General features: G+C 45.8%; 19 protein-coding genes. 18 read left to right on the top strand and 1 reads right to left on the bottom strand.

All coding sequences use genetic code 11. From position 1 onward, the window contains the following. The first annotated feature begins 68 nt into the window (after positions 1–68). The 4 genes from glnA to DWV34_RS16620 all read left to right on the top strand — a co-directional run bounded on the left by glnA (position 69) and on the right by DWV34_RS16620 (position 4,680). On the top strand, positions 69–1,400 hold the full coding sequence (glnA, locus tag DWV34_RS16635; protein ID WP_039946102.1) for a type I glutamate--ammonia ligase: 1,332 nt from the start codon (positions 69–71) through the stop codon (positions 1,398–1,400). A 33-nt stretch (positions 1,401–1,433) separates the two neighbouring features. After that, positions 1,434–1,991, top strand: coding sequence for an ANTAR domain-containing response regulator (locus tag DWV34_RS16630; RefSeq protein ID WP_118476725.1), 558 nt, complete (start codon positions 1,434–1,436; stop codon positions 1,989–1,991). A gap of 34 nt (positions 1,992–2,025) precedes the next feature. Beyond that, positions 2,026–3,240, top strand: coding sequence for an LL-diaminopimelate aminotransferase (locus tag DWV34_RS16625; protein WP_118476724.1), 1,215 nt, complete (start codon positions 2,026–2,028; stop codon positions 3,238–3,240). 174 nt (positions 3,241–3,414) lie between these two features. Beyond that, positions 3,415–4,680, top strand: a complete 1,266-nt coding sequence (locus DWV34_RS16620; RefSeq protein WP_118476723.1) for a C40 family peptidase — start codon at positions 3,415–3,417, stop codon at positions 4,678–4,680. 203 nt (positions 4,681–4,883) lie between these two features. Here the strand turns inward: DWV34_RS16620 and ychF are convergent, their stop codons facing one another. Then, positions 4,884–5,981, bottom strand: coding sequence for a redox-regulated ATPase YchF (gene ychF / locus DWV34_RS16615; protein WP_118476722.1), 1,098 nt, complete (start codon positions 5,979–5,981; stop codon positions 4,884–4,886). Positions 5,982–6,124: 143 nt separating this feature from the next. On the opposite strand from ychF, the gene lgt reads away from it, so the two are divergent. The 14 genes from lgt (at position 6,125) to DWV34_RS16545 (ending at position 20,719) form a co-directional block, all read left to right on the top strand. Then, entirely contained in the window at positions 6,125–7,006 is an 882-nt protein-coding gene (gene lgt / locus DWV34_RS16610) for a prolipoprotein diacylglyceryl transferase (RefSeq protein ID WP_006565526.1), read from the top strand. A gap of 194 nt (positions 7,007–7,200) precedes the next feature. Continuing rightward, positions 7,201–7,632, top strand: coding sequence for a division/cell wall cluster transcriptional repressor MraZ (gene mraZ / locus DWV34_RS16605; RefSeq protein ID WP_006565525.1), 432 nt, complete (start codon positions 7,201–7,203; stop codon positions 7,630–7,632). A gap of 16 nt (positions 7,633–7,648) precedes the next feature. Next, positions 7,649–8,584 carry a 16S rRNA (cytosine(1402)-N(4))-methyltransferase RsmH gene (rsmH, locus tag DWV34_RS16600; RefSeq protein WP_022261307.1) on the top strand — a complete coding sequence of 312 codons (936 nt, stop codon included), beginning with the start codon at positions 7,649–7,651 and terminating at the stop codon, positions 8,582–8,584. 19 nt (positions 8,585–8,603) lie between these two features. Beyond that, positions 8,604–9,104 (top strand): hypothetical protein, encoded by a 501-nt coding sequence (locus DWV34_RS16595; protein WP_022261306.1) that lies wholly within the window; start codon positions 8,604–8,606, stop codon positions 9,102–9,104. A gap of 12 nt (positions 9,105–9,116) precedes the next feature. After that, positions 9,117–10,931, top strand: coding sequence for a peptidoglycan D,D-transpeptidase FtsI family protein (locus tag DWV34_RS16590; protein WP_118476721.1), 1,815 nt, complete (start codon positions 9,117–9,119; stop codon positions 10,929–10,931). A 63-nt stretch (positions 10,932–10,994) separates the two neighbouring features. After that, positions 10,995–12,731: a peptidoglycan D,D-transpeptidase FtsI family protein gene (locus DWV34_RS16585; protein WP_009290256.1), complete on the top strand. Its 1,737-nt coding sequence runs from the start codon at positions 10,995–10,997 to the stop codon at positions 12,729–12,731. Between the two features lie 41 nt (positions 12,732–12,772). Then, on the top strand, positions 12,773–13,741 hold the full coding sequence (gene mraY / locus DWV34_RS16580) for a phospho-N-acetylmuramoyl-pentapeptide-transferase (protein ID WP_006565520.1): 969 nt from the start codon (positions 12,773–12,775) through the stop codon (positions 13,739–13,741). 14 nt (positions 13,742–13,755) lie between these two features. Next, entirely contained in the window at positions 13,756–15,120 is a 1,365-nt protein-coding gene (gene murD / locus DWV34_RS16575; protein ID WP_009290257.1) for a UDP-N-acetylmuramoyl-L-alanine--D-glutamate ligase, read from the top strand. A 3-nt stretch (positions 15,121–15,123) separates the two neighbouring features. Then, positions 15,124–16,242: an FtsW/RodA/SpoVE family cell cycle protein gene (locus DWV34_RS16570; RefSeq protein WP_009290258.1), complete on the top strand. Its 1,119-nt coding sequence runs from the start codon at positions 15,124–15,126 to the stop codon at positions 16,240–16,242. A gap of 11 nt (positions 16,243–16,253) precedes the next feature. After that, a complete protein-coding gene (locus tag DWV34_RS16565) occupies positions 16,254–17,021 on the top strand; it encodes a cell division protein FtsQ/DivIB (RefSeq protein ID WP_022261305.1) in 768 nt (255 codons plus the stop codon). A gap of 103 nt (positions 17,022–17,124) precedes the next feature. After that, positions 17,125–18,276 carry a cell division protein FtsZ gene (gene ftsZ / locus DWV34_RS16560; RefSeq protein WP_009290260.1) on the top strand — a complete coding sequence of 384 codons (1,152 nt, stop codon included), beginning with the start codon at positions 17,125–17,127 and terminating at the stop codon, positions 18,274–18,276. Between the two features lie 139 nt (positions 18,277–18,415). After that, positions 18,416–19,195, top strand: coding sequence for a sigma-E processing peptidase SpoIIGA (locus DWV34_RS16555; RefSeq protein WP_225103781.1), 780 nt, complete (start codon positions 18,416–18,418; stop codon positions 19,193–19,195). A 4-nt stretch (positions 19,196–19,199) separates the two neighbouring features. Further along, entirely contained in the window at positions 19,200–19,931 is a 732-nt protein-coding gene (sigE, locus tag DWV34_RS16550; protein WP_006565514.1) for an RNA polymerase sporulation sigma factor SigE, read from the top strand. Positions 19,932–20,161: 230 nt separating this feature from the next. Further along, a complete protein-coding gene (locus DWV34_RS16545) occupies positions 20,162–20,719 on the top strand; it encodes a GH25 family lysozyme (protein WP_243000941.1) in 558 nt (185 codons plus the stop codon). The last annotated feature ends 32 nt before the right edge of the window (positions 20,720–20,751 follow it).

The following is a 20,751-nucleotide window of genomic DNA, read 5'->3' as shown; positions in this document are numbered from 1 at the left end:
TTGATAAAATTATGCTAACCGCCGGCTGTATTTTAAAGCCGAATAAAAAAGAAAAGAGGAGTGATGATATGGACCGATATACTAAGCAGGACGTCATAGATCTGGTCAGGGAAAATGACGTACAGTTTATCCGGCTGCAGTTTTCCGATGTGTTCGGGACGCTGAAAAATGTGGCGATCACCGCAAGACAGCTGGAAAAAGCATTGGATAATAAGTGTATGTTTGACGGATCTTCCGTGGACGGTTTTGTGCGGATAGAAGAATCCGACATGTATCTGTACCCTGATCTGGACAGTTTTCTCATATTTCCATGGCATTCCCAGAGCGGAAAAGTCGCGAGGCTGGTCTGTGACGTGTACGGACAGGACGGGCTTCCATTCATCGGGGATTCCCGCTATATCCTGAAGAAAGTGCTCAGGAAGAGCAAGAAACTCGGATATAATTTTAACGTAGGGCCTGAGTGTGAATTCTTTTTATTTCACACGGACGAGGAAGGATGTCCTACGACGCTGACCCACGAGAAAGCCGGCTATTTTGATGTGGCGCCTCTGGATCTTGGAGAAGCGGCCAGAAGAGATATGATCCTGAATCTGGAAAATATGGGATTTGAGATCGAAGCCTCCCACCACGAGGTGGCACCGGCTCAGCATGAGATAGATTTTAAATACGACAATGCACTGCGCACTGCAGATAATATTCTTACATTTAAGTTTGTCGTGAAATATATTGCAAAACGGCATGGGCTGTATGCGAGCTTTATGCCAAAACCGATCTCCGGTGTGGACGGTTCCGGAATGCATCTGAATATGTCGCTCTGGAGTGAAGGGCAGAATATGTTTGCGGATTCCAGAGGCGAACTGGGACTCAGCGACGAGGCGTACCATTTTATGGCGGGTCTTATGAAGCATGCGCCGGAAATGTCGTTGATCACAAATCCATTGGTGAATTCCTATAAGCGGATTGTGCCGGGATATGAGGCTCCGGTGGATATTTCATGGTCTCCTGCAAACAGGAGTCCGCTGATCCGTGTGCCGACGGCCAGAGGAAGCGGAACACGCCTGGAATTCAGAAGCCCGGATTCCGCGGCCAATCCTTACCTTGCGCTTGCAGTGAGTCTGGCGGCAGGAATTGACGGTCTTGAAAATAAACTGCAGCCTGGAAAGGCATCTACAAAGAACCAGTACGAAGTTACAGAGAAGGCGAAATTAAAGGCCGGCATCGGGGCTCTTCCAAGGGATATGAAGGAAGCGATGGATTTGTTCAAGGACAGTGAATTCATGAAAGAGGTTCTCGGAGATCATATTTTTGACCGGTATCTGGATGCAAAACAGGGAGAATGGGAATCTTATCAGAAAACTGTCTCTCAGTGGGAAATAGATGAATATTTGTACAAGATTTAACCGGCAGAAGGCAGGCGTCATTCATACGGGGAGGTGGGAAGCTTGGTTCATATTTTTGTTCTTTTCCCGAAACAGGAGCAGACAAGGAGTATCCGAAATCTGCTTGTGAGAAACGGATTTGAAGTGACGGCTGCCTGTGTCACAGGCTCCCAGATCATGCAGCGGGCGGAAAGCCTGGAAGACGGGCTGATCGTCTGCGGATACAAGTTTGCGGACATGGTCTGCAGTGAACTGAGAGAATATCTCCCTGACGGATTCAGGATGATTGTTTTAGCTCCACAGGCGAGTCTGGAATTTTTGGATATCCGGGGGATGGAGTATCTGCCGATGCCTTTAAAGCCTCCGCTTCTGATGGAAAAAGTACGGGAAATGTCGGACGCTCTGATCAATGCCCAGAAGAAAAAACAGCAAAGGCCGAGACAGCGCACGAGAGAAGAGCTGGAAATAATCGAAGAAACGAAGAAACTGCTGATGAAAAACAACCGGATCTCAGAACAGGAAGCCCACGAGTATATTCAGCGCCGCAGTATGAACAGCGGTGTGGGACTGATTGAAATGGCAAAGATGATCCGGGATTCATATAGATACTAAACGGACTTTCACAGTAAATTATTAGGAGGACATCATGTTTAAGATCAACGAAAATTATTTGAAATTACCAGGAAGTTATTTATTTTCAACCATTGCCAAAAAGGTCAATGCATATCAGGAAGCCAATCCGGAAAAAGATCTGATCCGTCTGGGAATTGGGGATGTGACACAGCCGCTGGCTCCGTCAATCATCGAGGCGCTTCACGGCGCTGTGGATGAGATGGCCGCAGCGGAGACCTTTCACGGTTATGCACCGGACCTCGGATATGAATTTTTAAGAAACGCTATTGTGGACGGTGATTACAGATCACGGGGTGCGCAGATTGAGGCGGATGAGATCTTTGTCAGTGACGGAGCAAAGTGTGATTCGGGAAATATCCAGGAGATCTTTGCACAGGATAATAAGATTGCGGTCTGTGATCCGGTGTATCCGGTTTATGTGGACACCAACGTCATGGCCGGACGGACAGGAACCTATGATCCGAAATCCGAGACATGGAGCGATGTAATCTATATGCCGTGTACGGCGGAGAATAATTTTGCACCGGAATTTCCGAAAGAGGTTCCGGACATCATTTATCTCTGTTTCCCGAACAATCCGACGGGATCTACGATTACAAAGGATCAGCTTCAGGGATGGGTAGACTATGCAAATAACAATGGGGCAGTCATTATTTATGATGCTGCATATGAGGCATATATCTCAGAGGATGATGTGGCACATACCATCTACGAATGTGAAGGCGCAAGAACCTGTGCCATTGAGTTAAAGAGTTTTTCTAAAAATGCAGGATTTACCGGAGTACGATTGGGATATGCTGTAGTGCCGAAAGATCTTACATGCGGTGATGTAAAACTTCACGACTTATGGGCAAGGCGCCACGGTACAAAGTATAACGGCGCACCGTATATTGTGCAGAAAGCGGGAGCGGCTGTCTATTCTGAAGCCGGGAAAGCACAGCTTAAAGAGCAGGTGGGCTACTACATGAACAATGCCAGGGTGATCTATGAGGGTCTGAAAGATGCGGGATATACTGTGTCAGGAGGAGTCAACGCTCCTTATATCTGGCTGAAGACTCCGGATGGAATGTCCTCCTGGGATTTCTTTGATCATCTGCTGGAACACGCAAATGTTGTGGGAACACCGGGATCAGGTTTCGGACCGAGCGGGGAAGGCTATTTCCGGCTCACGGCTTTCGGAAATTATGAGAATACGGTGAAAGCCATTGAACGGATTAAAAATATATAACTGTATTTTGCAGGACCATGCCTTTGCCGGCATGGTCCTTTTAATGTTCCTGACATAGAGTTTTGTCAAAATATGACGATTCGTTGACATTTTACACAGAATGTGTTAAGTTAATTTTAATAATGTTGTAATAAGTTCACAATACGCAGGAAGGAGAGGGAGACACAGAGGGATATGAATCATAAGATAGCAAAGGGAACGATGGCAGCCGGACTGTCACTGGCATTCATTCTCGGAGTTTCCACATTCGCAGACGCCAAAGGCGATCAGTACCAGACCGGTCTTGCGGGATCTGCGGCAGCTATGGAACAATACACAGAGTCAGACAGTTCAGCACCAAAGAAGAAAGTAAAAACACCTTCGGCTGCAGCAGCAGTGAAGAAGACGACAAAGACGCAGCATATTACAGAAGTTAAAAAGCAGGCGGCAGCGACTTCCGCAAAACCAAAAGTGACAGCAAAACAGGCGGCAGCGGCCGCGGTGCAGAAACAGACAAAAGAGCCTGAGTTTTCCGCTTCTTTTTACAAAGGAAAAGCAGCACCCGACGTGCGCTCCGTACTGAACATCAGAAAGAAAAAGAGCATTTCCAGCCCTGTGGTGGGAAAGTTCAAAAAAGGAAACATCGGCACTGTATTGAAAAAGGGAAAAGAATGGAGCAGGATCCGTTCCGGAAAAGTGACCGGTTATGTGAAGAACGAGTATTTGATCTGGGGAAGTGATATCCACAGTTACGCTAAGAAACATAATTTTCCGAAACAAGCCGTCGTGAAAGTGGACACACTGAAAGTCAGACAGAAACAGTCCACCAAAGCAAAAGTTTTGACCCTGGTTTCCAGAGATGACAGCTACAAAGTTCTCGGAGAATCCGCAGAGTGGGTCAATGTGAAGGCAGACGGAGACAAAGGCTATCTGGCAAAAGATTACGTCAGTCTTGGGTATTACTATACCAGTGCAAAGTCAACGGTGAAAAAACAAAAGCCGGCAAAGAGTACCACGAGTACAGAACGAACAACCGAGAGCGAAAGACAGAATTCCTCTTCTCAGGAGAGCGGAGACAGTTCCTCAGGAACTACCCGTCAGCAGGTCGTGAACTATGCCCTGAAGTTTGTGGGGAATAAGTACCGCTACGGCGGAAACAGCCTGACAAACGGTACGGACTGTTCCGGATTTACTCAGCAGGTGCTTGGACATTTTGGCTACAACATCAGCAGAACATCCTATTCCCAGGCAAACGATGGACGCACCATCTCCATCAGCAGCGTCAGACCGGGGGATCTGCTGTTCTATAAACGGGGAGGCCGGATCAACCATGTGACCATGTACATCGGAAACGGTCAGGTCGTCCACGCGAGCAATTCCGCCCCATATCCAAGGGGAGGCATCAAAGTATCCAGTATGGGATACCGGACACCGTGCAAAGCAGTGCGCATCATCAACTAAGTGAGAGAAGATTATTTACATATACCAAGAAACCGCCGCGGTTCACATTTGTGAACCACGGCGGTTTCTCTCTGCAAGAAGAAGCTGCTGCAAGACAGCACTTTCTATCCGGCAGGATGTCTTCTCCAGCAGATATGATATCTATTTTCTGTATGATTGGAGTGAGGCATTCTAAGAGCCGAACGAAAATCATACAGAAAATTTTACACATTAAACTTAAACACGATCACGTCTCCGTCCTGTACGACGTATTCTTTTCCTTCCTGTCTCACCAGCCCTTTTTCTCTGGCTGCTGCGATGCTTCCATTTTCAACAAGGTCATCATAGGAAACTACTTCGGCACGGATGAAGCCCCGCTCGAAATCCGTATGGATCTTTCCGGCTGCCTGAGGCGCCTTCGTTCCTTCTGTGATCGTCCATGCCCTCGTCTCGTCTTCCCCTGATGTCAGATAACTGATCAGGCCAAGCAGTGAATAGCTGGCAGAGATCAGTTTATCAAGGCCTGACTCACTAAGACCCAGATCCTCTAAAAATTCTTTTCGCTCTTCATCATCCAGTTCTGCGATTTCCTGTTCAATCTGGGCACAGATCACGAAAACACCGGCGTCTACATCTTTTGCATAAGTTCTCACTTCATTTACAAACTCGTTGGATGCGGCATCATCCATGAGATCATCCTCACAGACATTGGCGGCAAAAATCACAGGCTTGATCGTTAAGAGATTGCAGGAATCCAGGATTTCCTGTTCTTCTTCGTCATCGGTCACGAATGTCTTGGCCAGCTTCCCGTCCTCAAGATGAGCTTTTACCCGTTCCAGAAGTTCTACCTCCCGGGCGAGGGACTTGTCATTTCGTGAACCTTTTTTTGACTTGGCGATCTTTCTGTCAAGAACTTCGATGTCGGAAAAAATCAGCTCAAAATTGATGGTTTCGATATCGCGAAGCGGGCTGACTGAACCGTCTACATGGACGATATTTTCATCTTCAAAGCAGCGGACTACATGGACAATGGCATCGACCTCACGGATATTGGCCAGAAACTGGTTGCCAAGCCCCTCCCCTTTGGATGCTCCCTTGACGAGACCTGCGATGTCTACAAACTCGATGACTGCGGGAATGACTTTTTTTGAGTGATACATCTCAGACAGCACGTCCAGCCTTTTATCCGGCACGGTAACGATCCCTACGTTCGGATCGATGGTGCAGAACGGATAGTTGGCAGACTCGGCACCCGCTTTTGTGAGAGAATTAAACAAAGTACTCTTACCTACATTTGGCAGTCCTACGATTCCTAATTTCATTGTGTATTGATTCCTTTCTTCATGTCTTTGCATAAATATAGTCCTGTGATCCAAGGACATTGATACAACAAGTCTACCATAAGAACCTTGAAAAGAAAAGAAAAATGGGATAAGATGAAACGACGGAAAGGAGTAATGCGATTATGGAAAATGAAATCCGGTTTCCATTTTTGGGCATTGTGTTCAAACATGTGGGAGAGGGCATCAGCATCGGAGGATTTGAGATCAAATATTACGGTATAGTCATTGCACTGGGATTTCTTCTGGGGATGCTTGCGGCGGCCAGAATGGCTAAGAAAAACGGAGTCAATCCGGATCTGGTCTTTGATTTCATCATCGCGGTGATGATTCCTGCTATCATTGGGGCGAGACTTTATTATGTTATTTTTTCCTGGGATTACTACAAAGATCATCTGACGGAGATACTGAATACCAGGAGCGGAGGCCTTGCCATTTATGGAGGGATTATTGCTTCGGTCATTGTGATGGTCATCTTCTGCAGAGTGAAGAAAATAGAATTTTTCAAACTGGCGGATATTGCGGTGCCGGGGCTGCTGATCGGCCAGATCCTGGGCCGATGGGGGAACTTTTTCAACAGGGAAGCATTCGGAGGCTTTACCAACGGGCCTTTGGCTATGCAGATCCCCACAGACTATTTCGTAAAGCACGGAAGACTTTCAGAGATTGTGGATGCCGGGCTGTATGACCAGGCTGTGTTTGTGGGAAGCGGAAGCCATATGAATACTTATATTCAGGTACACCCTACGTTTTTATATGAAGGGCTGTGGAACCTTGCACTGCTGATTCTCATTGTTATCATGTTCAGACACAAAAAATTTGACGGCCAGATGCTGGCAATTTATGCCATCGGATATGGAGTCGGACGATTCTGGATCGAGGGCCTTCGGACAGACCAGCTGCTGATCCCGGGAACACAAATCGCCGTATCTCAGGTAGTTGCGGCACTTTTTGCTGCCGGGGCACTGCTTGTCCTTCTCTATCAGTGGAAAAAACGGAAACATTAAAAGTGTAGAAAAAAACTGTTCACAGAAAAAATTCTGTGGACAGTTTTTTTATTTCTTGATTTTTTGTGGACAATCCATTAGAATGGAGACAGTAGTGGTGAGAAGTGGTGGATAGTGGGTAGAAAAGACCACAAAGTGTCACGACTGATCATCAGGTGGAGCGCACCCGATTTGGGAAACGGCAGGTGATTACCATGTTCATGGGCGAATACAATCACACAATCGATGCGAAAGGCAGACTGATAATCCCCTCAAAGTTCAGAGAAGCACTGGGCAGTGAGTTCGTTCTTACAAAGGGATTGGATGGATGCCTATTCGTGTTTCCTATGAAAGAATGGGAGGCTTTTGAAGAAAAATTAAGAAGCCTGCCGCTGATCGATAAGAATGCACGGAAGTTTTCCAGATTCTTTTTGGCCGGAGCATCCACTTGTGAATTGGACAAGCAGGGCAGAATCCTGGTGCCAGGCACACTGCGTGAATTTGCACAGATGGATAAAGAAGTAGTTCTTACGGGCATGCTGGACCGTATTGAGGTATGGAGCAAAGAACAATGGCTTGAAAATAATGCTTATGACGATATGGACGATATTGCCCAGAGTATGCAGGAACTAGGTTTGAATATCTGAATGGAAGGAAAGACAAATGGATTTTGAACATGCATCTGTGTTGTTGGATGAAACAATAAGGGAACTAAAGATAAAACCGGACGGTATCTACGTGGATGGGACTCTTGGAGGAGGCGGACATGCCTTTCATGTCCTGAACAGACTCTCTGAAAAGGGACGATATATTGGCATTGACCAGGACGAGGATGCGATCAGGGCAAGCACAAAACGGCTTGCTCCGTTTCAGGATAAAGTTACGATTGTAAGAGATAACTATGTGAATATGCCGAAAGTGCTGAAGGATCTGGGGATATCCCGTGTGGACGGAATTCTTCTGGATCTTGGCGTTTCCTCTTTTCAGCTGGATGAGAAGGACAGGGGATTCACATACCGCGAAGACGTACCGCTGGATATGAGGATGGATCAAAGGCAGACTTTTTCTGCAAGAGACATAGTCAATGGATACAGTGAACAGGAGTTGTTTCATATTATCCGCGATTATGGAGAGGACAAGTTTGCTAAAAATATTGCCAAACATATTGCAGCAGAGAGAGAGAAAGTACCGATTGAGACAACAGGACAGCTTATTGAGGTGATCAAACATGCAATACCGATGAAGGTGAGGGCTGTGGGAGGACATCCTGCAAAAAGGACATTTCAGGCCATCCGGATTGAATGCAACCGGGAGCTGGAAGTGTTAAAGACAAGTCTTGACCAGATGATCGAGCTGTTAAACCCCGAAGGAAGACTGTGCATCATTACCTTTCATTCTCTGGAAGACAGAATTGTGAAACGGGCGTTCAGAAAAAATGAAAATCCGTGTACCTGTCCGCCGAATTTCCCGATCTGTACCTGCGGAAATGAATCGAAGGGTAAGGTTATCACAAGAAAGCCGATTATACCGACCGAAGAAGAACTTATGAGGAACAAAAGAGCAAAAAGTTCAAAATTAAGAGTGTTTGAGAGAAAATAGTGAGGGGGAGAACAGCGAAGTGAATAAGACGAGACAAGAGCGATATGAATTTATTTACGGAAATACTGCGCGGAAAATGGAAGCGGCACCGGCAAAACCCGAGTATGAACCATCCAGGCAGCCGAAAAGGAAACCGGCAGTACGCACCAAAAGAAAGACAACACCTCAGACAAAAGCAAACCAAACAAAAGCTCTGGAATTTGATTTTGCGTTTATCAAAGCGCTGGCAGCAGGTATGGCTGTGATCGCACTGGTAAGCTTCTTCTATTTGTCGGAGCAGTCAAAACTGGAGCAGCAGCGGTCCGCAGTCTCTGCCAAGAAATCGGAGCTCAGCACACTGCTGGTCGAAAATGAGGATCTGAATCTGGAGATCGAACAGAGCATTAATCTTCCTGCGATCCAGGAAACGGCCATGAAGAAATACGGAATGAAGAAACCTGCGCAGAGTAAGGTAATTGCATATGACAGTAAGAATGTTGACTATGTGAGACAGTACAATAAAATACCCGATTCAAAGTAAGGAGCGGTTTTATTGAAAAAAAAGAAATATAAGAAGATCAAAAGAATAAACAATGCTATGAGAGTCAGGACTCTGTCTGTATCGGCTCTCATAGCAATTCTTTTTATTTGCCTTATGGGCCGGCTGGTTTATTTCAGTGTGGCAAAAAATAAGACATATGAAAAAAAAGTTCTGGCCCAGCAGAATTATCAGAGCCAGACCCTTCCGTACAAAAGGGGAGATATCCTCGACAGAAACGGAAACACGCTGGCTACCAGCCAGAAGTTATACAGTCTGGTCCTGGAACCGAAAAATATCCTGCGTACAGAGCAGACTCAGAAAAATGCTTTGAATGCACTGACCAAATATATGGACCTTGACCGGGATGATCTGCTGTCCTATATAAAAGACAACAAAGACTCTTATTACTCAGTGTACAAAAAAGACATGAAGTACAGTGAAGTGGCAGATCTGAAAGATTTTCTGAAATCGAAAAACGGAAAAAAGGTTGTGGGGATTACTTTTTCTGAAAAGTATGTGAGAAGATATCCCAATAAGAGTCTGGCAAGCCACCTTCTCGGGTTCGTATCTGACGGAAGCATTGGAACAACGGGGATAGAGCAGTATTATAACAGTACACTGTCCGGTGTGGACGGAAGAAAATACACGTATCTGAATGAGGAACTGGAACAGGATGACTCTATAGTAGATCCGGAAAACGGCAAAACACTTGTGTCTACGATCGACATCAATATCCAGAAAATAGCCGAAGACCGCCTGGAAAAGTTTGAAAAAAAATACGGCAGTAAGGGAAGCTCTATTCTGGTCATGGACCCGAACAATGGGGAAGTCCTGGGAATGGCCAACTCCAACAAATATGACCTGGAACACCCCAGAGATGAAAAAGGTCTGCTCTCGAAATATTCTCAGAGCCAGATTAATTCCATGTCAGAAAAACAGAAGGTAAAAGCCTTTAATGAACTGTGGAAGAATCCGATCGTATCAAACAGTTTCGAGCCGGGATCTACCTATAAACCGTTTACGGTGGCAGGAGGACTGGAGGACGGGATTCTCAAGGGAAATGAACATTATTACTGCAGCGGTTACAAACAGGTGGGGAAATACAAGATTCACTGTTCTCACAGAGAAGGACATGGAAATCTGAGTCTGTCTGACAGCATCGCATATTCATGCAATGTGGCGCTGATGGATATTGCCTTTAAAGAAGGTAAGGATGTATTTGCAAAATATCAAAAAGATTTTAACTTTGGAGTAAAGACGGGGATCGATCTTCCGGGCGAAGCGGAAACCGCAGGCCTTCTGCACGGCGCAGACCAGATGACGAATGTTGATCTGGCTACCAGTTCCTTCGGACAGTCCTTTAACTGTTCTATGATACAAATGGCATCTTCTTTCAGTTCATTGGTCAACGGAGGCAGCTACTATAAGCCTCATGTGGTGAAGCAGACCAGGGATGACAAAGGAAATGTAGTGAGCAACAAGGAATCCGAACTGGTCAAACAGACGATCTCGGCTGATACATCCAAGAAGCTGCGCACTTATATGGAAGAGACAGTCGAAAAAGGAACCGGGAAAAAAGCACAGATCAAAGGCTACAGCGTCGGAGGAAAGACAGGGACCGCACAGAAAATTCCGAGAAGTGCAGGGACTTACATCGTCTCCTTCTGCGGATTTGCTCCCGTAGAAAATCCTAAAGTTGTTGTATATGTGGTCATAGATGAAATCCAGAAAGACTCACAGCTCAACACCGGACTGGCTGTTGAAATGGCGAGAGATGTATTAAAAGAATCACTGAAGGACATGAATGTGCAGAAAACGAAAAAGTAAAACATGTCATACTTGTTTCCTTGGATTCATATATTTTTATCAGTATGGATTCCGGAGTTTTTTATGAAAACAAGTTATAAACGAAGGATGCTTCTCATGGGCGGCATCTTTGCATTCTGTCTGATCTTTATGGCGGGAAGGCTTGGCTATCTGATGATCGGGCAGGCAGATAAGTATCTGGCGCTGGCCAAAGACCTGCACCAGAGAGAGCGGGAAATCAAGGCTCCCAGGGGAAATATTTATGACAGAAACGGGGTGAAGATCGCATCCAACAAAGCGGTTTACTCTATCTCTGTGATTCATTCCCAGACAAAGCAGAAAGAGAAAGTCGTATCGGTCCTTTCAAAGGAACTTCAGATAGATGAGTCAGAAATCAAAAAAAAGGTTTATAAAAATTCAGTTAGGGAAAAGATTAAGAGTAATGTAGATAAAGACGCAGCAGACCGTATCAGAAAATATGAACTTGCCGGCGTTAAAGTGGATGAGGATTATAAACGGACTTATCCTTATAATGATCTGGCTTCAAAAGTCCTGGGATTTACAGGAGGAGACAATCAGGGGATCGTTGGGCTTGAGGTGACATATGACTCTTATCTGCAGGGCAAACCCGGAAGAATCCTGACACTGACGGACGGCGGCGGAAGAGAAATTGACGGTGCCTACGAGGAGAGAGATGAACCGGTAGCCGGCAATGACCTGTATACTACACTGGATGTGAACCTGCAGAACTATGTGTGGCAGGCATGTGAAAAGGTAAGAAAAGAAAAGGGAGCAAAACGGGTTTCCATGATTATCATGAATCCTCAAAACGGAGAGATTTATGCCATGGTCAACACTCCTGAATACAATTTAAATGAACCGTTTAAACTGAAAGGGAAAAAAGAGAACACCACAGGAAAGAAAAGACAGGAACTGTTGAACCAAATGTGGAGAAACACATGTATCAATGATACATATGAGCCGGGATCTGTCTTTAAGATTGTGACTGCAACCGCCGGTCTGGAACTTGGCAAAGTGAAAGTGACGGATCACTTCAGCTGTCCGGGATTCCGGATCGTGGAAGACCGGAAGATCCGCTGCCATAAAACCACGGGGCACGGCGCCGAGACCTTTAAGGAGGGTGTTATGAATTCGTGCAACCCGGTTTTTATGGAAGTTGGAGCCAGGGTAGGAGTAGACGGGATGTATACGATATTCCGCCAGATGGGCCTGTTTGAAAAGACCGGCATCGATATTCCGGGTGAGGCAAATTCCATTATGCATAACAAAAAGAATGTGGGAGCGGTGGAACTTGCCACGATGTCTTTCGGGCAGTCCTTCCAGATTACTCCTCTGCAGCTGATGAGAGCTGCCAGTGCCGCAGTTAACGGAGGAACTCTGGTGACACCTCATTTTGGCATGAAGGCAGTGGATTCATCGGGAAAGACAGTGAAGACTTTTGAATTTGCGAAAAAGAAAAACGTGATTAAAAAAGAAACATCTGAGACAATGAGGGAGCTTTTGGAGGCAGTGGTGTCAGAAGGTTCCGGAAGGAACTGTAAGATTGAAGGATATTCCATTGGAGGGAAGACTGCGACCAGTGAAAAACTGCCCCGCGGAACAGGGAAATATATTTCCTCATTTTTAGGTTTTTCAAAGGCAGAACATCCAACCGTGATGGCTTTGGTCATGATCGACGAGCCGAAGGGCACTTATTATGGAGGAACCATCGCAGCGCCGGTGGTACGGGAGGTATTTAAAGTTGCACTTCCTTATCTTGGAATTTCCAAGGATTATACGGTTGATAAAACAAAGAAATAAAGATATACTGGAAAGATAAGAAAAACAAATGAGGTGAAAACATGAATTATAGTATCGTAAAACCTATTTTAATTGCATTTTTCGTCAGCGTGGTGCTGAGCCCGATGATGATTAAATATTTACAGAAGCTGAAATTCGGCCAGTTCATCCGGGGCGAGGGACCCGAGTCCCACCTGAAGAAGTCAGGGACCCCGACGATGGGAGGACTGATCATCCTGCTTGGCATCATTGTGGCTTCTCTGTTTTATGTGAAAGATTATCCGAACATTATACCGGTTCTCTTTGTTACCCTCGGATTCGGCTTCATCGGTTTTATCGATGATTATATCAAAGTCGTGATGAAGAGAAATCTTGGACTCAGGGCCTGGCAGAAGATGCTTGGACAGATCATTGTGACCGGAGTGTTTGCATACTATCTGATCAATCATACGGATATTGGAACCTCCATGCTGATCCCTTTTTCACACGGAAAATATCTGGAGCTGGGAGCACTGTTTGTTCCCGCTATCTTTATTATCCTGCTGGGAACTGTCAATGGGGCCAACTTTACGGACGGACTCGACGGTCTTGCATCCAGTGTCACTGTTTTGATCGCTACCTTTTTTACGGTTGTAGCCATCGGAGCGGGTATCTCCGGAAATGATCCGGGATTATGGCCCATCACTTGTGCCACGGTGGGGGCTTTGCTCGGATTTCTCGTGTTTAATGTTTACCCTGCGAGAGTATTCATGGGAGACACAGGGTCCCTTGCACTGGGCGGGTTCGTGGCTGCCACAGCGGTTATGCTGAGGCTCCCTCTGTTCGTACCGCTTGTGGCTTTTATCTACATGATCGAGGTATTGTCGGTTATGATACAGGTCGTTTATTTTAAGAAAACAGGGAAAAGAGTTTTTAAGATGGCGCCGATCCATCATCATTTTGAGCTGTCCGGCTGGCCGGAGACAAAAGTTGTTGCCATATTTGCCATCGTCACAGCAATCTTATGCCTGATCGGCCTGATCGCCATTTAGATAAGGAGCAGGAAATGACATTAAAAGATAAGAAGGTTTTAGTTGCGGGAGCGGGGAAGAGCGGAATAGGATCTGCCAGTCTCCTGATCCGTTCCGGGGCATCTGTCAGTCTGTATGACGGAAATGAACACTTGAAGGCACGGGATATTTATGACAAACTGGAGGGGAAAAAAGAGATTCCGCTGATTCTTGGAGAACTCACACCGGGAGCAGAGGAGGAGTTTGATCTCTTAGTACTTAGCCCAGGAATTTCTGTCAATGCTCCGGTATCAAAGCAGTTTATGGATTCCGGCAGGCCTGTCTGGAGTGAGATTGAACTCGCATATCAGGTTTCCAGGGGACAGATTGCGGCTATCACAGGCACGAATGGAAAGACAACGACCACAGCGCTGGTGGGAGAGATCATGAAGTGTTTTTACAGTGACGTGTATGTGGTTGGAAATATCGGAACGCCGTATACGAGCGTTGCTTTGGATACAAAAGACGAGAGCATTATTGTGGCCGAGATCAGCAGTTTTCAGCTGGAAACGATACAGGACTTCTGCCCTAAGGTTTCAGCCGTTTTAAACATTACACCGGACCATCTGGACCGGCATGGGACAGTGGAAGTCTATGCAAAGACAAAGGAATCCATCGGAAAGAACCAGACCGGAGATCAGGTTATGGTTCTGAACTATGAAGACCCAGTGACCAGAAATATGGCTGAGAGGGCAAACGCCAGGGTCGTATTTTTCAGCCTGGATCATGAACTGGAAGAAGGAGTCTATTTTAAAGACGGATCTTTCATGCTTGCAGAAAACAAAACAGTACAGACCATATGTACAGAAGCCGATATCAACCTTCTGGGCGGGCATAATTATGAAAATATTTTGGCGGCGATCGCGGTATCCCACTATATGGGGGTTCCGGCAGAGCAGATCAGAAAGGGAGTTTCTGGTTTTAAAGGAGTGGAACACCGCATAGAATATGTAGATACCATTAAAGATGTTGCATACTACAATGATTCTAAGGGAACCAACACCGATGCAGCCATCAAAGGGATCAAGGCCATGAACCGTCCCACGTTCCTGATCGGGGGAGGGTACGATAAGAAGGCAGAATATGATGACTGGATCGAGGCCTTTGACGGCAAAGTGAAGGAACTGATCCTTTTGGGCGCGACGGCGGAGAAGATCGGTAAAACAGCCGAGGCCCATGGTTTTTCCCGAATTGTATATGTAGATACTCTGGAAGAAGCAGTGGAGTATGCATCAAAGCATGCAGTTTCCGGCGATGCAGTTCTTTTATCTCCGGCCTGCGCAAGCTGGGGGATGTTCCCGAACTATGAGGTACGGGGCGACCGCTTCAAGGAGTATGTAAACAAATTAAAGGAGCGCTAAGATTTGAAAAAAAGCAGAGTCAGTGAAAAATACATGCCAAAGCGGCGTTATCTCGATTATCCGATGCTTTTTATCGTGATGTTTCTCGTGGGATTCGGCCTGGTTATGATCTTTAGTACAAGTTCATATAAGAGTACACTGAACTTTGGGAATCCGTATCACTGGCTCATCAGGCAGTGTTTTGCAGTTGGAGTGGGAGCGGTCTTTATGGCAGCACTCACATGGTTTGATTACAGGATTCTCAACGCAAAGATCATTGCCTATGGCTGCTACGGACTCAGTGTAGCACTGCTGATCATCGTATTATTTATCGGTGCCGCTAAAAAAGGAGCTGTGCGCTGGATCTCTATCGGAGGATTCCAGTTCCAGCCTTCCGAAGTCGCAAAAATTTTCCTTGTGATCTATCTGGCATACATATTATCACAGAATGCCCATCGGATGCGTACGATGGCTGCTGCTGTAAAAGTTATCATCCGATGTCTGCCGATCATCGGACTGGTTGCCTATCAGAACTTAAGTACGGCGATCGTTTTGACAGCAATGGTCGGGGTCATGATTTTTGTGGTAAGTCCGAAAACCAAAGAGCTTCTGGGAATTGCCCTTTCAGGTGTCGCAGGATTAGTGCTTTATCTGACGTTTTCCAACAGTTACCGGAACGAACGTGTGGCGATATGGAAAAATCCGGAGACTCACCCGAAAGGACTTCAGACGATGCAGGCACTGTATGCTATCGGTTCCGGAGGCCTGTTTGGGAAGGGCCTTGGCCAGAGCATGCAGAAGATGGGGTTCATACCGGAATCCCACAATGATATGATCTTCTCGATCATTTGTGAGGAGCTGGGCTTATTCGGCGCTGTCTGTCTGATCCTTCTGTTTATGCTTTTAATATGGAGAATGCTTTTGATCGCTATGAATTCGGATGATCTGTTCGGGTCCCTGATCGTGATCGGATTTATGATTCATATCGGAGTGCAGGTATTTATTAACATAGCGGTTGTAACAAATACGATCCCTCCGACCGGTATCCCTCTGCCGTTTATAAGTTACGGCGGAACTTCAATCCTGGTCGTTATGGCGGAGATGGGGCTGGTTTTATCGGTATCCAGGAAGATACGTATGTAGAGGAACTGATTATGGATAAAAATGAAAAAATAATTACAATCAGTCAGGCAAAAAAACAGCAGAAGGGCCTTGGGAATAAGAAAAAAATTATCGGCTGCATTGCCGGCCTGCTGTTTCTTCTCTGTATTATTTTATTTGCAGTATTCCAGACGAAAAAGATTGTCATAAAAGGGAACAGCCATTACACAGAGGGTGAGATAGCGGCCGCACTGAAGGACAATACATACACGGGCAACGGGCTGATCCTGTTTCTGAGAAATAAGATTGCGCCTGTAAAGACGCTTCCGTTCGTAGATTCTGTAACGATAACTCTTAAGGGGACGAATCAGGTGACGGTGCAGGTCAATGAGAAAAAACGGGCAGGGTGTCTGAATTATAACGGGAAATATGTTTATTTCGATAAGGAAGGCTATGCGCTGGAAATTTATGAGAAACACTATGATGATGTGCCGCTGGTCACAGGGCTGAATTATAAAAAAATTGCTCTCGGTGAAAAAATACCGGAGAAGAAGACTGCCGTATTTGAGCAGATACTAAAAATTACCATGGCCATCGACAAGTATGATCTTCCGGTAAGCCAGATCCATTTTAATGCAGAAGGGAAAGCCCTTCTGATCAGCGGAGATTTAACGATTAATCTGTGGAACAGCCGGGAGCTGGACTTGAAGCTTACAGAGCTTACAGGTATCCTTCCTAAGATGAAAGGCAAGAAGGGTACCATCTCGATGAAATATTTTACAAAGGACAATCCGGTAGCGATTTTCAAGAAGAAAAAGTAGTTGAAAGTTTAACTGAAAAACTGTATCATGTAAGAAGATAACATGAAATGATAATGTGGATGAGTATAAGAAAATTTGAGATAGAGATTGAAGGAGGAGCATCGTGGTCGAGATTATGCCGAATGTAGAAAGCACACAAGCCAGAATTTTAGTCATTGGAGTCGGGGGAGCCGGCAACAATGCAGTGAACCGCATGGTTGACGAAAATATACAGGGAGTGGAACTTGTAGGAATTAACACGGACAGGCAGGCCCTGTCTTTATGCAAGTGCTCTACGAAGATCCAGATAGGAGAAAAGCTGACCAAAGGTCTCGGTGCCGGTGCGAAACCTGAGATCGGAGAGGCAGCGGTGGAAGAAAACCGGGATGAGATCACACAGCTGGTACAGGGTGCCGATATGGTCTTTGTCACCTGCGGTATGGGAGGCGGAACAGGTACCGGAGCAGCACCGGTGATTGCCGAGATTTCAAAGTCTCTTGGTATTTTGACCGTCGGTGTTGTCACAAAGCCTTTTACTTTTGAAGGAAAGCCAAGAATGAATAATGCTGTCGCGGGAGTGGCGCGTCTTCAGGATCAGGTGGACACGATGATCGTGATTCCGAATGACAAGCTGCTTCAGATCTGCGAGAAGAAAACAACTATTCCGGACGCACTCAAAAAAGCTGATGAAGTGCTTCAGCAGGGTGTTCAGGGAATTACCGATATGATCTACAATCCTGGTCTTATCAATGTTGACTTTGCAGACATCCAGACGGTTATGCGCGATAAGGGTATTGCACACATCGGTATGGGTGTTGCGGATGAGGAATTGGAAGCAATCAAGGCAGCCATGGAAAGCCCGCTTCTGGAAACTACAGTTTCCGGAGCGACCGATATCATCGTCAATTTCTCAGGTGATGTGGGTATGCTGGAGGCACAGCAGGCAGTAGAGTACTTGAAGGATACGGCTGGACAAGAAGTCAACGTTATCTTCGGCACTGTCAACTCTGATATGGGTGACCAGATCAGCGCAACTATCGTTGCCACGGGGATCCAGTCTGAGGCAGGAGCCAGAGGAGCAGGATTTAAGAAGAAAAGCATTACTCCTCCTCCCGTTTTTTCCGGACAGCCTATCTACAGCAGTCAGCCGAAAAGTGAGCCTGCTGAAACAGCAGAATCTACATATGGGAGCAAAGAACAGGAGACTGCCAGTGTAGAGGATCATGATTCAAAGATCGTGATTCCGGAGTTTTTATTAAAGAGCAGAAGAAAATAAAATAAACGTGGGACAAGCCCGTATCTTGCCGTAAGGCAGGATACGGGTTTTTTTGTAGAATTAACGTATCTGCCACTTCTCTTTTTTGACAAAGTACGTGCACCTCTTTTTTTATAATAAGCTTATGTTTTTTTTGATGATGTTTTTGGAACAGTGGCTGGTCCTCCTGGGGCTGCTGCTTATTTTAAGAAGTTCGCTGAAATCACAGAGTTCTGTCTGGCGTATCCTGCTGGCATCAGCGGCCGGAAGCGGACTCGGGTGTCTGACGGCATGGGCGGCGGAAGGAAATCAGGCAGTCCAGCTTGGATTTCTCGCGGCAAGCATCGGAGCGACCTCCTGGCTTGCATTTCCGCTCTCTCTGAGAAAAAGTCTGATATGTTCCGGATATTTATTTGCACTCTCAGCCTTGCTGGGCGGACTGTGGAGCTTCGTGAAATACCGTTTATCTATCCATATCTGGATTTTCGGCTGTTTTGCGGCGTTTCTCCTCTTGGCTTTTTTGTATTGTGCAGTCTGGGAAAATATCAGGAGCCAGAAAGATTCCTTATACCAGGTATCATTTGAACTCCTTGGCAGGACGGTCAGAGTCACTGCCTATTTGGATACGGGGAATTTTTTATACGAACCTATAGAAAAGATCCCGGTTTCCGTCATGGAGGAACAGGCACTGAATCCATATTTAGATGAATCATTAACCATTTTAATAGAAAAACATAAGCTAAAAGATATAAGAATGATTCCATACAGGACGGTTGGCAGGGAAAACGGCCTGATGATGGGGATTCTTGTAGCTAATATCAGAATCAAGAATAGCAGCCAGACATGGATGGCAGAAAGAGGATTGATAGGACTGTCAGAGCACCCGCTTTCCCGGGACGGCCACTATCAGTTACTGCTCCATCCGGATCTGGTCAGATAAAGTAATGGGAGGTTGTACAGTGCTGAAACTTAATGTGACATGCCAAAAGAGGACTTTTTTAGCGAAAGGAAAAGAAATCCACTACATAGGGGGTGCAGAAATTCTGCCGGCTCCTCTGGAAGCAAAGGAAGAGGAGAAGATGATACATAAGCTCGGGACAGCGGAGGAGCCGGAAGCCAGGGCAAAATTAATTGAGCGGAATCTGCGGCTTGTAGTCTACATAGCAAAGAAATTTGACAATACAGGGATCGGTGTTGAAGATTTAATATCCATTGGGACGATCGGACTGATCAAAGCCATCAATACATTTAATCCGGCCAAAAAGATCAAACTTGCTACCTACGCTTCCAGATGCATTGAGAATGAAATTCTGATGTATTTGAGAAGAAATAACAAGACGAAGATGGAAGTGTCCATCGATGAACCGCTGAATGTGGATTGGGACGGAAATGAACTTCTGCTCTCGGATATACTCGGAACAGACGAAGACATTATTTACAGGGACCTGGAGCATGAGGTGGACAGGAAGCTTTTGCTGAATGCCATGAAGATCCTCTCTGACCGGGAGAGAAAGATCATTGAGCTGAGATTCGGCATCAACCAGAAGGATGGGGAGGAGAAAACACAGAAAGAGGTTGCCGATTTAATGGGAATCTCCCAGTCGTACATATCCAGATTGGAAAAGAAGATTATTAAAAGATTAAAGAGAGAGATGTCCCGGATGGGGTGTGTCTGATCAGTGAAAAAGAGAATGCCGCATGGGAGAAGTCCTGATGCGGCTTTTTCATTTCATAGAAAAGTTCTACGACCTTCTCTATGAAATACAAAATCTCCGAGGGCTGTCCACAGATGCGTAAGGAAAACTTTGTTTTACATGAAGACTCATGGAAAAATTTTCTGTGTGATTGGGTTTTGAAAATGAGCGGAAAGATGTTATACTACTGACATAGAAAAAGGAGGAGACAAGTGAGAGTAAAAGGGGTAAAGAATAAACTTGCAGTATTTGTTTCAGCAATCGTATTGGCGGCTGGAATTTCTTACGTCAGCCATGCTTCTGTTTTTGCGGAAGAAAAAAGTGCGGAAGAACATGATCCGGCCAACAGTTGGCGGTTTAAAGATGGAAAACCGGTAAAACAGCAGGAGCCGATAGGTCCATCCATATCAGCCAGAGGAGGCAGGGCAGTTTCAAATGCTTGGAAAAATGTAAACGGTGTATTTTTGAATTCCCTGGGGAATCCAATTCCAAATGCCACTGCAAAGGGAATCGATGTGAGCAAATGGGACGGTAAAATTGACTGGAATAAAGTCAAAGCAGACGGAGTTGATTATGCCATTCTAAGGGTGGGATACGGAGAAAATCTTAAAAACCAGGATGATCCAACATGGGCATACAATTCATCCGAATGTGAGAGAATCGGGATGCCTTATGGCGTATACATATATTCGTATGCAACTAATACGACGAAAGCAAAAAGCGAAGCAGAACACGTGATACGCCTGGTCAAGTGTCGGGCGGCGAATTAAAGTTCCAACCGACTGCAATTCTACCGCAAATT

The organism is Anaerostipes sp. AF04-45 (assembly GCF_003461725.1).
GTDB lineage: Bacteria > Bacillota > Clostridia > Lachnospirales > Lachnospiraceae > Anaerostipes > Anaerostipes caccae.
This window is presented reverse-complemented; position numbering and strand designations above follow the sequence as displayed.

Excerpts from the sequence above, each read along its gene's own strand:
- glnA (WP_039946102.1), top strand. The coding sequence starts at position 69 with ATGGACCGATATACTAAGCAGGACGTCATAGATCTGGTCAGGGAAAAT.
- DWV34_RS16625 (WP_118476724.1), top strand. The coding sequence starts at position 2,026 with ATGTTTAAGATCAACGAAAATTATTTGAAATTACCAGGAAGTTATTTA.
- DWV34_RS16620 (WP_118476723.1), top strand. The coding sequence starts at position 3,415 with ATGAATCATAAGATAGCAAAGGGAACGATGGCAGCCGGACTGTCACTG.
- ychF (WP_118476722.1), bottom strand. The coding sequence starts at position 5,981 with ATGAAATTAGGAATCGTAGGACTGCCAAATGTAGGTAAGAGTACTTTG.
- lgt (WP_006565526.1), top strand. The coding sequence starts at position 6,125 with ATGGAAAATGAAATCCGGTTTCCATTTTTGGGCATTGTGTTCAAACAT.
- mraZ (WP_006565525.1), top strand. The coding sequence starts at position 7,201 with ATGTTCATGGGCGAATACAATCACACAATCGATGCGAAAGGCAGACTG.
- rsmH (WP_022261307.1), top strand. The coding sequence starts at position 7,649 with ATGGATTTTGAACATGCATCTGTGTTGTTGGATGAAACAATAAGGGAA.
- DWV34_RS16585 (WP_009290256.1), top strand. The coding sequence starts at position 10,995 with ATGAAAACAAGTTATAAACGAAGGATGCTTCTCATGGGCGGCATCTTT.
- mraY (WP_006565520.1), top strand. The coding sequence starts at position 12,773 with ATGAATTATAGTATCGTAAAACCTATTTTAATTGCATTTTTCGTCAGC.
- murD (WP_009290257.1), top strand. The coding sequence starts at position 13,756 with ATGACATTAAAAGATAAGAAGGTTTTAGTTGCGGGAGCGGGGAAGAGC.
- DWV34_RS16565 (WP_022261305.1), top strand. The coding sequence starts at position 16,254 with ATGGATAAAAATGAAAAAATAATTACAATCAGTCAGGCAAAAAAACAG.
- DWV34_RS16555 (WP_225103781.1), top strand. The coding sequence starts at position 18,416 with ATGTTTTTGGAACAGTGGCTGGTCCTCCTGGGGCTGCTGCTTATTTTA.
- sigE (WP_006565514.1), top strand. The coding sequence starts at position 19,200 with ATGGGAGGTTGTACAGTGCTGAAACTTAATGTGACATGCCAAAAGAGG.